Here is a 13,332-nt window from a genome sequence, read left to right on the forward strand (position 1 = left end):
TGGCCCGGCCGATATCGGCCGGGCCATCGCCCTTTCTCCGGCGCCGCTCGCGCCGGACCACATCAGGTACGGGTCGGCGCGTGCTCACCCGCCCAGACCCGCATCAGGTCCCGTACCGAGATCACTCCCGCCACCTCCCGGCCGTCGAGCACGACCAGGTGACGGAACCCGCCGCGGGCCATCGCCGCGGCTGCCTCCTCGATCGTCCAGTCCGGGCCGGCGTAGACGACGTCCCAGGTCAGGTGCGCCCCGGTGCGCTCGACATCCGGGTCGAGCCCGGCGCCGATCGCCTTCAGCACATCGCGTTCGGTCATGATCCCCACTCCCTCGGAGTCCGGGTCGATCACGACCGCCGACCCGACACCGCGGGCCGACATCATCCGGGCCGCCTGCCGGAGCGTGTGCTCCGGCCCGACCACCAGTACCTCGCTGGACATCGCTTCCCGTACCTGCATCACACATCACCCCTGTGGGACGGCGACTGAGTACGGACATGGTGGGCCATCGATGCGTACCGGGACAAGAACGGGCATCGCCGGAGACGGCCCGGATGGCTACTGTCGGAGGGTGCCCACCGAGCCCCTCCGCTGCGCCGGCGCGCTGATCGTCGACGACGACGGCTGCATCTTCATCCAACGCCGATCCCCCGACCGACGCCTCTTCCCGAACTGCTGGGACATCGTCGGCGGCCACCTCGAACCGGGCGAGGAGATCGACGACGCGCTGCGCCGGGAGGTCACCGAGGAGACCGGCTGGGCCGTGTCGCACGTGCTCGGCCTGGTCGGGGAATACCGCTACACCGCCGACGACGGGCTGACCCGGGTGGAGACCGACTTCCTGATCCGGGTGGACGGCGACCTCAGCCGGCCCCGGCTGGAGGTCGGCAAGCACACCGAGTTCCGCTGGCTGGCGGAGTCGGAGATCGCGCTGCTCGACGAGCACCGGGACGTCAACGACGGGCTGATCCGGCGGATCGCTGAGGACGGCTTCGCCGCGCTGCGCTCGATCGGTCTGACGGGCTGAACCACTGCCGCTCCGCGCCCGGCGATATCCTCGCCGGGTGGAATCGGGTCGAGAAGAGGAGCGTGTCGGCATGATCGGGATGGTGCTCGCCGCGGGAGCGGGGCGCCGGCTGCGGCCGTACACCGACACCCTGCCCAAGGCCCTGGTGCCGGTCGACGGGGAGACCACCATCCTCGACATCGCGCTGCGCAACCTCGCCGAGGTGGGGCTGAACGAGGTCGTGATCGTGGTCGGCTACGCGGCCGACGCGGTGCGGCAGCGCCAGGCCGCCCTGGAGGAGAAGTACGGCGTCACGATCACGCTGGTCCACAACGACAAGGCCGAGGAGTGGAACAACGCGTACTCGCTCTGGCTGGCGCGGGAGCACTTCTCCCGTGGTGTGCTGCTCGTAAACGGCGACACCGTGCACCCGGTGAGCGTGGAGAAGACGCTGCTGGCCGAGCGCGGCCCAAGCATCCTGCTCGCCGTGGACACGCTCAAGCCGCTGGCCGAGGAGGAGATGAAGACCACCTTCGACGCCGCCGGCCAGCTCACCCGCATCACCAAGCTGATGGACCCGGGCGAGGCGTACGGCGAGTACATCGGCGCGACGCTGATCGAGCCGCAGGTGGCGGTGCCGCTCGCGGACGCGCTGGAGGCGACCTGGCGGCGCGACCCGAACCTCTACTACGAGGACGGCTACCAGGAGTTCGCGGAGCGCGGCGGCGAGGTGCGGGCGGCCCCGATCGGTGACGTCTCCTGGGTCGAGGTCGACAACCACGCCGATCTGGCCCGGGCCCGGGAGATCGCGTGCCGCTACTAGCCCGCAGCGTCCTCACCCCACTGCACATCGACGTGCGGCGGGGCGCGGTGGCCGACCTGGCGGCGATCCTCTCCGACGGGCGGATCTCCGCCGGCGGCGACGTCGCCGTGGTGGTCGGGCCGGGGCAGGGCGAGCGGATCGCCGAGCTGATCCGGCCGTCGCTGCGCTCGGCCGACGTGTTCACGGTCGCCGGGGGCACGCTCGACGCCGCCGACGACCTGGGGGCGAAGCTGCGCACCCGGTCGTACGACGCGGTCGTCGGCATCGGCGGCGGCAAGACGATCGACGTGGCCAAGTACGCCGCGACCCGGCGCGGTCTGCCGATGGTCTCGGTGGCGACCGCGCTGGCGAACGACGGCATCGCCTCCCCGGTGGCGAGCCTGATCACCGAGGGCCTGAAGGGCTCCTACGGCGTGCACATCCCGATCGCGGTGATCGTGGATCTGGACTTCGTGGAGGCCGGGCCGGAACGGCACAACCGGGCCGGCATCGGCGACGTGGTGAGCAACATCAGCGCCCTGGCGGACTGGGATCTCGCCCGCCAGGTACGCGGCGAGCGCGTCGACGGGCTGGCCGCCTCGCTGGCCCGGGCCGGCGCGGAGGCGGTGCTGAACCACCCGGGCGACATGAGCGACGACGCGTTCGTGACCGTCCTGGCCGAGGCACTGATCTCCAGTGGCCTGGCGATGGCGATCGAGGGCACCAGCCGGCCGTGCAGCGGCGGCTGCCACGAGATCATGCACGCGATCGACGCGCTCTTCCCCGGCACCGCCTCGCACGGCGAACTGGCCGGGCTCGGTGCGCTGTTCTGCACGTACCTGCGCGGCGACGAGCGCCGGTTCGCCGAGATGGCGGCCTGCCTGACCCGGCACGGGCTGCCCCGGCTGCCCGCCGAGGTCGAGCTGACCGACGACCAGTTCGTCGAGGCGGTGCAGTTCGCGCCGGCCACCCGGCCGGACCGCTACACCATCCTCGAACACCTCACGATGTCGTCTACCGAGACGCGGGAGCGGCTGGCAGACTACGCCGGTGCCCTCCGCGACCACATTGGCTGAGCCCCGCCCCACCGTCGCCGACTTCCACCGGGTCAACCGGGGAGGCGGCCTGTTCAGCGAGTCGATCAGCCAGTGGATCGGGGCGGCCTTCGCGCTTGCCGCCCAGCGCCTGGGGTTGCGCCCGACCGCGTTGACGCTGACCAACCTGGTGCTGGGGCTGGCCGCCTCGGTCACCGTGGTGGCGCTCGCCGACGACGTGGCCGCCGGCACCGTACCGGCCTGGACAGTGGGGCTGTTCGCGCTGGTCGCGTGGCAGATCGCGTACGCGCTGGACTGCGCCGACGGGCAGCTCGCCCGGGTGACCGGTCAGGGCAGCGCGGCCGGTGCCCGGATCGACGTACTCTGCGACGTGGCCGCCCAGATCGCGCTGGTGGCTGCCATCGGCGCGACAGCCGTGGCGCAGCGCCCGTCCACGCCGGTGTGGCTGGTGGCGGTGTTCGCGGGCACCTGGATGGTCAACCTGGTGACCTCGGTGATGCAGTCGGGGCCGAACGCGGCCAGCATGGTCACCTCGACCTCGTTCCCGGTACGCCTCGTGAAGCTGGTCCGCGACTACGGCGCGGTGATCTTCGTGGCCGGTCTGGTGCTGGCCTTCGCGCCCGCGCTGGCGTTCTGGGTGATGGTGGCGTTCACCGTCGTCAACGGCGGCTTCCTGCTGGCGAGCATCGCCTTCTCCGCCCGCGCCTCCCTGCGCTGAGGTGCGGGAGACCTAGTCCGTGCCGGGAGCCGCGACCGGTAAGCCCACCGAGACTGCGACGTCCGACATCCGCTTGTCGTATGTGACCAGCGTGTCGAGCGCATCTCCGAGGGCCTGGGCACTCGCCACGTGTAGCGCGTCCAGCGTCCGGATGCCGGCGGGCAGGGCAGCCGCCGAATCACGGACCTCCTCGGTCACCAGGATCTCGGTGAAGTTCCGTACCAGCATCTGCATGGCGTCCGGGTAGTCGCCGATCCGGTCGAGGGTGCGTACCGTCTCGACGAATCCGACTGAGCTGGTTCCCATCGGCATGCCCGCCCGGCTCGCCAGGAACTCCTGAAGTTCCGTCACGTAGGTACGGCCGGCGATCAGAGTGATCAGGGCGGACGAGTCCAGATAGATCACCGCTCGTCGTCCTCGCGGTCGGCCAACAGCAGCTCGAGGGGCGACACGTCGGGCGGCACGTCGTAGCGGGCCAGCCGGTCGATGTCGCTCGTGGTGGTCGCCTTGAGGCGGATCACCCCTTTCGCCACCAGGGACGCGTACCTGCCCAGCGTCCCCGAACCCGGCAGCAGCACGGCGATCACGCTGCCGTGCCGCGTGACCTCGATCGTCTCGCCCTGTTCCACCCGGGCGAACATCGCGCTGGGGTTGTAGGAGAACTCGCGCACGGACACGGTGCTCACCACGCACCTCCCTTGTGCCGACAACAGCGCGATTGTACCTACAAGCCGGCCGCACCGACCGACGCTCAGGTGAGCGAGGCGTAGATGTCGATCAGGCGCTTGGTGATCACGTCGGGGTGGAAGGTGCGCTCGTAGCGGGACCGGGCCGGACCGGCGAGCATTCCCGCCTCGGCGGCGGCCAGCGGCAACGCTGCGGCCAGCGCGTCCACCTCCGGCGCCACCACCCAGCCGGCTTCGCCGCGCTGCACCCCGGCCGGCAACGCGACCCGCCCGTCGCCCGGCGCCGCGGTGGCCACCTCGGCCGGGCCGGTGCCGGCGGGCTCGCGCGGGCCGTCCGCGCCCACCAGGTACGGGATGCCGCCGAGTGCGGTGCCGAGCACCGGCCGCCCGGACGCCAGCGCCTCGATGATCACCGTGGGCAGCACGTCGTGCCAGGTGGAGGTGGCCAGCACCACGGAGCTGTCGGCCAGCACCGCGCGTACCCCGGAGCGGTCGAGCTGGCCCAGGTAGTGCACGTCGGGCCGTTCGGCGGCGGCCGCCTCGGCGAGCGGACGCAGCTCGCCGTCACCGGCGATGCGCAGCGGGCCGAGCGCGCCCACCGGGTGCCGCCGCCACGCCGAGAGCAGCAGGTCCAGGCCCTTCTCCGGGCTGAGCCGCCCCATGAAGAGGAAACCGTTCCCGGCCGGCGCCGGGGTGCCCGGGTCGGGCACCGCGTTCGGCTTGACCACGATCCGAGCGTCCGAAATGCCGTAGTCGCGCAGATGATCAGCGACCGCCGTGGTGAGCGCGATGTACCGGTCCACCGACTTCCAGGTCGGGCGGTGCACGGCGAGCGTGGTGGCCATCAGCGCGCTCTGCGCCCGGGAGTTGCGGTAGCAGCGGTGCACGATCGCCGGCACACCCAGCGCCCGGCCCCGGCAGTCCTGGCAGATCACGCCGTCGCGGAAGTACAGGCCCGAGGAACAGACCTGCCGGTAGTTGTGCACCGTCTGCACCACCGGCACCCCGCGCCTGTGCGCGGTCCGCACCACCCAGGGCGAGAGCAGAGGGTACGGGTTGTGCAGGTGCAACGCGTCCGGCCGATGCTCGGTCAGCAGGCGGTCGAGGTCGTGCTGGGCCTTCGGCGCCCAGATCGGCGAGATCGGCAGCAGCGCCTTGGCCGGCTTGGACATCGACGGGATCTCGTCCGAGCTGCGCAGGAACGGCAGCACCTCCACGCCGGCGGCGGTGAGCTGGGCGATCTCCGCGTCGACGATGGTGTTCTCGCCGGAGGGCTGGGCTTCCCGGTACCGGTTGTGCGCCACCACGATTCTCACGGGAAAGAAGGCTACCGTTGTACCGTGCCCGAACTACCGGAGGTGGAAGCGCTCGCCGGTTACCTGCGCGAGCGTGCGGTGGGCCGCCGCGTCGAGCGGTTCGAGGTCGCCGCGATCAACGCGCTGAAGACGTACGACCCGCCGCCGAGCGCGGTCGCCGGCCGCGCCGTGACCGGCGCCGGCCGGTACGGCAAGTTCCTGGACGTCCGGTTCGACGAGGGCCTGCACCTGGTGGTCCACCTGGCCCGGGCGGGCTGGCTGCACTACCGGGAGGCGTTCCCGTCGGCGGCCCCGCTGCGGCCCGGCAAGGGCCCGATCGCGGTGCGCGTACGCCTCGACGACGGCTCCGGTTTCGACCTGACCGAGGCCGGCACCCAGAAGAAGCTGGCCGCCTACCTGGTCACCGACCCGGCGACGGTGCCGGGGGTGGCGAAGCTCGGGCCGGACGCGCTGGAGGCGGATCTCCCCACCTTCGCCGAGCGGCTGCGCAGCCGTAAGGGCCAGGTGAAGGGCGTGCTGACCGACCAGTCGGTGCTGGCCGGGGTCGGTAACGCGTACTCCGACGAGATCCTGCACGCGGCGCGGCTCTCGCCGTTCGCGATCACCGACCGGCTCACCGACGACCAGCTCGCCGGCCTGCACGCGGCGACGCGCACGGTCCTCGGCGACGCGGTGCGCCGGTCGATGGGCCAGCGGGCCGCGGAGCTGAAGGGCGAGAAGCGTTCGGGCCTGAAGGTGCACGCCCGGAAGGGGCTGCCGTGTCCGGTCTGCGGCGACACCGTGCGGGAGGTATCGTTCGCCGATTCGAGCCTCCAGTACTGCCCCACCTGTCAGACCGGCGGCAAGCCGCTGGCTGACCGAAGGTTGTCCCGGCTCGTACGGTGAGTAACTGGATTCGCCGGTTACCGAGCGGAATCGACCGGCGATCGCCGAAGGTCCGGTCCGCCCCTCTACCTGAGTCGTCATCCATCGGTATAGTGGCTCGGTCCCCGGCTTCACAACTGATTCGGAGCCGGCCAGATCTCACCGAGCACCAGCGGAACGGCTTCCTCGCGGGGGCCGGTCCGGGCCGGGCCCGCGTGGGAGACTGGGACGGTGAGCGACCCGGGCCCTCACGGCGAGTGAGGACGCGGGTCATGCGGGAGGACATGGGTTGAGGTGACGACAAGCCTCCAGCGCCCGGTAACCGACAGAGGCCGGAGCAAGAGCGTGCGGCACGTCGACAGCTTTGAGATCCAGCCGCCGACTCCGCCGTCGCACAACGGCGTACCGCGGTCGGCGTGGGCCCGCGCCCGCCGCCGGGTGTCCCGGTGGCACCGGCCGTACATCGCCCTCCTGCTGCTGCTGGACTTCGGTGCGGCCGCCCTGGCCAGCTTCCTGGCCGTACAGATCTTCGAGCAGGCCGCCTCCGGCTTCCGCGACGCGCCCGAGGCGTGGTTCTACACAGTGGCGTTCGTGCTCCTGCCGCTCGGCTGGGTGCTCATCCTCTGGGGCAACCGGGCCTACGACCGGCGCTACCTGGGGCTCGGCCCGGACGAGTACAAGCGGGTGATCCGGGCCGGCGTGGCGGTCGCCGCGACGGTCTCCTTCCTCGCCTTCGCCACGAAGACCACCCTGTCCCGGTGGACGGTCGGCTTCGCGCTGCTCGGCGCCCTGCTACTGATCCTGCTCGTCCGCATGATCGCCCGGGCCTGCCTGCACACGCTGCGCCGCCGCGCTGGCCACGCCGGGCACCGGATGGTGCTGGTCGGCACGCTTCCGGAGTGCCTGGAGGTCTACACCACTGTCACCCGGAACCCGTCCGTCGGCCTGGTGCCGGTGGCCATCCACCTCACCGACGGGTACGCCGCCGCGCGCGGCCTGGAGACCCCGGTGCCGGTGTACGCGGGCCGGGACGTCCTGGCCCTGGTACGTGAGGTCGGCGGCGACACCATCGCGGTCTGCGGCTCGGCCAGCGCCGAGCCGGGTGAGCTGCGCCGGCTGGCCTGGCAGCTGGAGGGCTCCGGCGTCGACCTGGTGGTCGCGCCCCAGCTCACCGACATCGCCGGTCCCCGGGTGCACATCCGCCCGATCGAGGGCCTGCCGCTGCTGCACGTCGAGGAGCCGACCCTGTCCGGGCCGGCGCTGCTGGCCAAGAACCTGATGGACCGGGTCGCCGCCGGACTGGGCCTGCTGCTGCTGGTCCCGCTCTTCCTCGCCGTCGCCGTGGCCATCCGGATCTCCGACCCCGGGCCGGTCTTCTTCCGCCAGCCCCGGGTGGGGCACGAGGGGCGGACGTTCCGGGTCTGGAAGTTCCGGACCATGTACGTCGACGCCGAGGAGCGGCTGGCCGGCCTGGTCGACCGCAACGAGACCGACGGCATGCTGTTCAAGATGAAGCAGGACCCCCGGGTCTTCCCGGTGGGCCGCTTCCTGCGCGCCACGTCGCTGGACGAACTGCCCCAGCTGATCAACGTGCTCTGGGGCGAGATGTCGCTCGTCGGCCCGCGCCCGCTGCCCGCCGACGACGGCGACTTCCTGGGCGACGTCCGCCGCCGGCTGCTGGTCCGGCCGGGCATGACCGGTCTGTGGCAGGTCTCCGGCCGTTCCGACCTGTCCTGGGACGAGGCGGTCCGGCTCGACCTCTACTACGTCGACAACTGGTCGCTGGCGTACGACCTGAGCATCCTGTGGCGGACCGTGGGCGTGGTGCTGGCCCGCAAGGGCGCGTACTAGCGCTACCGGGCCGGCACCCGGCAGGATCGCTGCGTGGGTGGCAACCTCTCCGCCGTCTTCGCCGTCGTCTCGCTGGTCACCGCGTTGGCCGCGGCGCTCTGGGCGGTGCTGCGGCTGCGCGGCCGGCGGGGCATCGCCACCGCCACGCAGCGGGCCACGTACGAGGTGCTGCACACCGCGGGGCTCGCCGCCGAGCCGCTGCGCGCCGGCCTGACCGAGGCGGACGCGGCGAAGGCCGTACGCCATCTGCGGGCCCTCGTCGGCGCGGCCGGGCTGGCGCTGACGGACCGGGACGCGTTGCTCGCGATCGACGGGCAGGGCGCGCACCACGGTGACCAGCTGGTCGCGGCGGCCCGGCGGGCGGCCGAGGGCGGGCGCTCGACCGTGCTGGGCGAGTCGGAGCTGCGCTGCGACCTGGTCGACTGTCCGGTACGCGGCGCGGTGGTGGCGCCGCTGCGCGCGGACGGGCGGGTGGTCGGGGCGCTGGTGGCGGTGGCCGACGAGCGCCCGGCCCCGGGTCTGGTGCAGGCGACGCTGGAGACCGCGCACTGGGCCGGTGACCAGCTCGCGCTGGCCGAGCTGGAGTCGTCGCGGGAGCGGCTGGCGCGGGCCGAGGTACGCGCGTTGCGCGCCCAGATCAGCCCGCACTTCATCTACAACGCGCTGACCGCGATCGGCTCGTTCGTGCGCACCGACCCGGAGCGGGCGCGGGAACTGATCCTGGAGTTCGCCGAGTTCACCCGTTACTCGTTCCGGGCGCACGGCGAGTTCACCACGCTCGCCGAGGAGCTGCGCTCGATCGACCGCTACCTGACCATCGAGCGGGCGCGTTTCGGCGAGCGGCTCCAGGTTCGCCTCCAGATCGCGCCGGAGGTGCTTCCGGTGACGTTGCCGTTCCTCTGCCTCCAGCCGCTCGTGGAGAACGCGGTCCGCCACGGGTTGTCCCGCAAGCCGGGCACCGGCATGGTGAGCATCGAGGCCCGGGACGCGGGCGCGGAGTGTCACATCACGGTGGAGGACGACGGGGTGGGGATGGATCCGACGACGCTTACCGCCGGCATCGCCGAGGTGTCGGGCGCGACCGGCGACCCGGCCGACGACCCGGGGCAGCACGTCGGCCTCTCGAACGTCGACGAACGGCTCCGGTCGGTCTTCGGGGACGGGTTCGGCCTGGTCGTGGAGACCGGCCTGGGTTCGGGTACGAAGGTCAGCATGCGCGTACCGAAGTTCCACCCCGGCGTCCGGGCGTCGTCGTGACAGTCACCGGCACCGGATTCCTCCGGGTGCTGGCGGTGGACGACGAGCCGCCCGCACTCGACGAGCTGGCGTACCACCTGCGCGCCGATCCCCGGGTGGCCCGGCTGCACACGGCCGGGGACGCGACCGAGGCGCTGCGGGTGCTGCGCGACGACGACGTGGACGTGGTGTTCCTCGACATCCGGATGCCGGGGCTGGACGGCATGGAGCTGGCCCGCGTCCTGCGCCGGTTCGCCCGGCCGCCGGCGATCGTGTTCGTCACCGCGTACGACGACGGCGCGGTGGACGCGTTCGACCTGGGCGCCACCGACTACGTGCGCAAGCCGGTACGCGCCGAGCGGCTGGCCGAGTCGCTGCGCCGGGTGATCGGCTCCCGGGTGGTGCCGTCGCATCCGGCCGCGCTGGCCCGGGCGGAGGAGGATCCGACCATCCCGATCGAGCTGGCCGGCACCACCCGGATGCTGCCCCGCTCGGCGGTGCGGTGGGTGGAGGCGCAGGGCGACTACGCGCGGCTGCACACGGCGGAGGGGTCGCACCTGGTCCGGGTCTCGCTGGCGACGCTGGCCGAGCGCTGGGCCGACGCCGGTTTCGTCCGGATTCACCGCTCGTATCTGGTGCAGTTGCGGCTCATCGCCGAGCTGCGGCTGGTCAACTCCGGTTACGTGGTGGTGATCGACGGATCGGAGCTGCCGGTGAGCCGCCGGCACACCCGGGAGCTGAAGGACAAGCTGGTGCGTGCCGCGAAGCAGGACTGGAGTCGCTGAGGGCCGGGCCGCCGTCGGCGCGCGGTCGTCGGCTTGTCGCTGCCGCGCGCTGGCGTACAATGTACGGCAGACCGTACGACAGGGTGGGGGACCGCATGTCCGACGACCGCTTCGACGCCGCTACCGAATTCGACAGCCAACTCGACCGCCTCGTGCAGCTCGGCTACCCGGCACTGGCCGGGCAGACCGAGGAGGAGTTCCGGACGCTGCTCACCCCGCTGCGGGACGCGGCGGTCACCGGTGCCGCCGGCCTGGCCGGGCCCACCGACGCGCGGGTGCCGTTCCTGCTGGTGACCACGCGGGAACTGGTGCCGGTGCCGGAGCGCATCGCGCTCACCACGCTGGCCGGCAAGCGCAAGACCGGCGTCCTCGACCGCAACTTCCCCGCCGACGACCTGCCCACCTTCCACCCGATCAAGGAGTTGGAGGTGCCCGCCGGGCCCGCGTACCTGCTGTTCGACGTGGACCGGGGCGAGGAGTACCGCAACGTGCCGCCGTCGGCAGCGCTGGAGGACATGACCGCGAAGGACCGGCTGCCGATCACCATCGACGAAGGGCTGGCGTTCGTCACGCTGCACCCGCAGGCACTGGCGAGCAACAGGTGCTTCTCGCTCGTGGGGTCGCGCTGCGGCGACCGCCGGGTGCCCGCGCTGTGGATCAGCCAGGGCGCGCCGAAGCTCGGCTGGTGCTGGTTCGGCAACCCGCACACCTGGCTCGGCTCGGCGACCGCCAACCCGGTACGGGTGGCCCTGGGCTGAGGCCGTCCACAACGTCTCCGCGTCATCCACCGGGTTATCCACAACAGTGAAGCGTTATCCACAGGTTGTGCACAGGGCTCGGAACCGTGCTCTTGACATTCCCGCTGAGCGGGCGAGACTGCCGGAGGTGACCGGAGCCGAGGAACAGCATCTGACGGGGCGGCCCACCGAGGCCGCCCCGGTTCCCGGTCCGCGCGCGTCCCCACCTACCGCCGAGCCGGGAAGCGCGCCGGCGCCGGCCGCCGCGCCGAAGCGGACCCGGATCGTGCTGGCCGAGGTCTCCCGGGTCGGCAATCCGGCCGACCGCACCCGCTCCGAGCTGACCCAGCAGACCCCGGTCGGTGAGACGCTGGTGCAGGGGCTGATGCGCGCCCAGCTCTCCCTCGCGCTGCGGCTCAGCCTGCTGGTGCTGGTCGCGCTCGGCGGCCTGCCGTGGCTGTTCGCCATCGCACCCACCGTAGGCCGGGTCACCGTGCTCGGGGTCAACCTGCCGTGGCTGCTGCTCGGCGTCGTGTCCTTCCCGTTCCTGATCGTGGTCGGCTGGGCGTACGTGCGCCTGGCCGAACGAAACGAGCAGGACTTCGTCGACCTGATTCGACGGCCGGAACGCTGATGTCAAACGGCTACGTGGTCCCGGCGATCGTCGCCGTCACCCTGGTCACCGTCGGCATCGGCTTCTACGGGCTGCGGCTGGCCCGCACCACCTCGGACTTCCTGGTCGCGTCCCGGGCGGTCAGCCCGACCTGGAACGCCGCCGCGATCGGCGGGGAGTACCTGTCGGCGGCGAGCTTCCTCGGCGTCGCCGGGCTGATCCTCAAGTACGGCGTGGACGTGCTCTGGTACCCGGTCGGCTTCGCGGCCGGATACCTCGCGCTGCTGCTGTTCGTGGCCGCGCCGCTGCGCCGCTCCGGCGCGTTCACGCTGCCCGACTTCTGCGAGGTGCGGCTCGGTTCCCGCCGGCTGCGCACGCTCGCCACCGTCTTCGTGATCTTCATCGGCTGGCTCTACCTGGTGCCGCAGTTGCAGGGCGCCGGGCTGACGCTGGCCACGCTCACCGGCTCGCCGTATCCGCTCGGGGCGCTGCTGGTCGCCGTGGTGGTGACGGCGAACGTGGCGCTGGGCGGCATGCGGGCGATCACGTTCGTGCAGGCGTTCCAGTACTGGCTGAAGCTCACCGCGCTCGCCGTACCCGCGGTCTTCCTGGCATTGCAGTGGCAGGCCGACGCCCGCCCCGCGGTGACCCCACCCGACGGGCCGACGTTCCGGACCGCGACCACAGTCGTGGTCGAGCACCGCGCGACGCTCACCCTGCCCGACGGTGACATCCGGGAGGTACGCCCCGGCGACCGCCTCGAGTTCGCCGCCGGTGACCCGGTGCCGGAGGTGTCCGGCGCGGCGACCGGCGTCACCGAATGGCTGCTGCCGGACACCGCGGGCGAGGACGACAGGGGACTGTTCGCCACGTACTCCCTGATCCTGGCCACGTTCCTCGGCACGATGGGCCTGCCGCACGTGCTGGTCCGCTTCTACACCAACCCCGACGGCGCCGCCGCCCGCCGGACCACGCTCGTGGTGCTGGCGCTGGTCGGCGTCTTCTATCTGCTGCCGACGGTCTACGGCGTGCTTGGCCGCATCTACACCCCGCAACTGCTGGTGAGCGGCCAGACCGACGCGGTGGTGGTGCTGCTGCCCGGTGCGGCGCTCGGCGACGGCACGACCGGTCGGCTGCTCGCCGCGCTGGTCGCGGCCGGCGCGTTCGCGGCGTTCCTGTCCACCTCGTCCGGCCTGCTCACCAGCGTCGCCGGGGTGATCTCGACGGACGTGCTGGGCCGCGGCTCGGTACGCGGGTTCCGGCTCGCCACGGTGATCGCCGGTGGGGTGCCGGCGGTGCTCTCCCTGAACGTCTCCGGGCTGGACGTGTCGCAGGTGGTGGGGCTGGCGTTCGCGGTGGCCGCGTCCAGTTTCTGCCCGCTGCTGGTGCTCGGCATCTGGTGGCGCGGCCTGACCGACCTGGGCGCCGCCGCCGGGGTGCTGGTCGGCGGCGGCGCGGCGGTCGGTGCGGTCCTGCTCACCGTGCTGGGCCCGCCGTTGACCGGCTGGCCGGCGACGCTGACCACCCAGCCGGCGGCGTGGACGGTGCCGCTGGCGTTCACCGTCATGGTGGTCGTGTCGATGGCGAGCCGGCGGCGGCTGCCCCGCGACGTCCGCGCGACCATGCTCCGCCTGCACACCCCGGAGTCCCTGCGCCTGTGAGGCGGG

At 72.3% G+C, this 13,332-nt stretch carries 15 protein-coding genes; 11 read left to right on the plus strand and 4 right to left on the minus strand.

The window, feature by feature from the left end:
* Positions 1-62: 62 nt before the first annotated feature.
* The gene (locus O7611_RS27925; protein ID WP_135242510.1) at positions 63-455 is read right to left on the minus strand and encodes a CBS domain-containing protein; all 393 of its coding nucleotides are present in this window, start codon (positions 453-455) and stop codon (positions 63-65) included.
* Positions 456-567: 112 nt separating this feature from the next.
* On the opposite strand from O7611_RS27925, the gene O7611_RS27930 reads away from it, so the two are divergent.
* The 4 genes from O7611_RS27930 (at position 568) to O7611_RS27945 (ending at position 3,577) form a co-directional block, all read left to right on the plus strand.
* Positions 568-1,023, plus strand: coding sequence for an NUDIX domain-containing protein (locus O7611_RS27930; protein ID WP_269697836.1), 456 nt, complete (start codon positions 568-570; stop codon positions 1,021-1,023).
* 70 nt (positions 1,024-1,093) lie between these two features.
* Complete coding sequence (locus O7611_RS27935; RefSeq protein ID WP_269698176.1) at positions 1,094-1,825, plus strand: phosphocholine cytidylyltransferase family protein; 732 nt, start codon at positions 1,094-1,096, stop codon at positions 1,823-1,825.
* A complete protein-coding gene (locus O7611_RS27940; RefSeq protein ID WP_269697837.1) occupies positions 1,813-2,880 on the plus strand; it encodes an iron-containing alcohol dehydrogenase family protein in 1,068 nt (355 codons plus the stop codon). The genes O7611_RS27935 and O7611_RS27940 overlap by 13 nt, the downstream gene beginning before the upstream one ends.
* Positions 2,855-3,577: a CDP-alcohol phosphatidyltransferase family protein gene (locus tag O7611_RS27945; protein WP_194800360.1), complete on the plus strand. Its 723-nt coding sequence runs from the start codon at positions 2,855-2,857 to the stop codon at positions 3,575-3,577. Before O7611_RS27940 ends, O7611_RS27945 begins: the two co-directional genes overlap by 26 nt.
* Before the next feature lie 12 nt (positions 3,578-3,589).
* Here O7611_RS27945 and O7611_RS27950 read toward each other — a convergent pair whose 3' ends face one another.
* The 3 genes from O7611_RS27950 to O7611_RS27960 all read right to left on the minus strand — a co-directional run bounded on the left by O7611_RS27950 (position 3,590) and on the right by O7611_RS27960 (position 5,579).
* On the minus strand, positions 3,590-3,982 hold the full coding sequence (locus O7611_RS27950) for a type II toxin-antitoxin system VapC family toxin (RefSeq protein ID WP_194800359.1): 393 nt from the start codon (positions 3,980-3,982) through the stop codon (positions 3,590-3,592).
* Complete coding sequence (locus O7611_RS27955) at positions 3,979-4,263, minus strand: type II toxin-antitoxin system Phd/YefM family antitoxin (RefSeq protein WP_194800358.1); 285 nt, start codon at positions 4,261-4,263, stop codon at positions 3,979-3,981. Before O7611_RS27955 ends, O7611_RS27950 begins: the two co-directional genes overlap by 4 nt.
* A 65-nt stretch (positions 4,264-4,328) precedes the next feature.
* Positions 4,329-5,579: a glycosyltransferase family 4 protein gene (locus O7611_RS27960; RefSeq protein WP_269697838.1), complete on the minus strand. Its 1,251-nt coding sequence runs from the start codon at positions 5,577-5,579 to the stop codon at positions 4,329-4,331.
* A 24-nt stretch (positions 5,580-5,603) separates the two neighbouring features.
* Here O7611_RS27960 and O7611_RS27965 point away from each other — a divergent pair, with 24 nt between their 5' ends.
* The 7 genes from O7611_RS27965 to O7611_RS27995 all read left to right on the plus strand — a co-directional run bounded on the left by O7611_RS27965 (position 5,604) and on the right by O7611_RS27995 (position 13,326).
* On the plus strand, positions 5,604-6,464 hold the full coding sequence (locus O7611_RS27965) for an Fpg/Nei family DNA glycosylase (RefSeq protein ID WP_269697839.1): 861 nt from the start codon (positions 5,604-5,606) through the stop codon (positions 6,462-6,464).
* 324 nt (positions 6,465-6,788) lie between these two features.
* Positions 6,789-8,294, plus strand: a complete 1,506-nt coding sequence (locus O7611_RS27970) for a sugar transferase (protein ID WP_262012985.1) — start codon at positions 6,789-6,791, stop codon at positions 8,292-8,294.
* Positions 8,295-8,327: 33 nt separating this feature from the next.
* The gene (locus O7611_RS27975; RefSeq protein ID WP_194800354.1) at positions 8,328-9,551 is read left to right on the plus strand and encodes a sensor histidine kinase; all 1,224 of its coding nucleotides are present in this window, start codon (positions 8,328-8,330) and stop codon (positions 9,549-9,551) included.
* Positions 9,548-10,315, plus strand: a complete 768-nt coding sequence (locus O7611_RS27980; RefSeq protein ID WP_013289288.1) for a LytR/AlgR family response regulator transcription factor — start codon at positions 9,548-9,550, stop codon at positions 10,313-10,315. The genes O7611_RS27975 and O7611_RS27980 overlap by 4 nt, the downstream gene beginning before the upstream one ends.
* A gap of 95 nt (positions 10,316-10,410) precedes the next feature.
* Positions 10,411-11,073 (plus strand): DUF5701 family protein, encoded by a 663-nt coding sequence (locus O7611_RS27985; protein ID WP_228531859.1) that lies wholly within the window; start codon positions 10,411-10,413, stop codon positions 11,071-11,073.
* A 262-nt stretch (positions 11,074-11,335) separates the two neighbouring features.
* Positions 11,336-11,686 carry a DUF485 domain-containing protein gene (locus O7611_RS27990; RefSeq protein ID WP_194800436.1) on the plus strand — a complete coding sequence of 117 codons (351 nt, stop codon included), beginning with the start codon at positions 11,336-11,338 and terminating at the stop codon, positions 11,684-11,686.
* Complete coding sequence (locus O7611_RS27995) at positions 11,686-13,326, plus strand: sodium/solute symporter (protein WP_194800352.1); 1,641 nt, start codon at positions 11,686-11,688, stop codon at positions 13,324-13,326. The genes O7611_RS27990 and O7611_RS27995 overlap by 1 nt, the downstream gene beginning before the upstream one ends.
* Positions 13,327-13,332: the final 6 nt, after the last annotated feature.

This window comes from Micromonospora sp. WMMC273, assembly GCF_027460285.1.
GTDB classification, from domain to species: Bacteria; Actinomycetota; Actinomycetes; order Mycobacteriales; family Micromonosporaceae; genus Micromonospora; species Micromonospora aurantiaca.

What these genes read in the sequence shown, in the direction of transcription:
- O7611_RS27925 (WP_135242510.1), bottom strand. Translation starts at nt 455, where the DNA reads ATGCAGGTACGGGAAGCGATGTCCAGCGAGGTACTGGTGGTCGGGCCG.
- O7611_RS27935 (WP_269698176.1), top strand. Translation starts at nt 1,094, where the DNA reads ATGATCGGGATGGTGCTCGCCGCGGGAGCGGGGCGCCGGCTGCGGCCG.
- O7611_RS27985 (WP_228531859.1), top strand. Translation starts at nt 10,411, where the DNA reads ATGTCCGACGACCGCTTCGACGCCGCTACCGAATTCGACAGCCAACTC.
- O7611_RS27995 (WP_194800352.1), top strand. Translation starts at nt 11,686, where the DNA reads ATGTCAAACGGCTACGTGGTCCCGGCGATCGTCGCCGTCACCCTGGTC.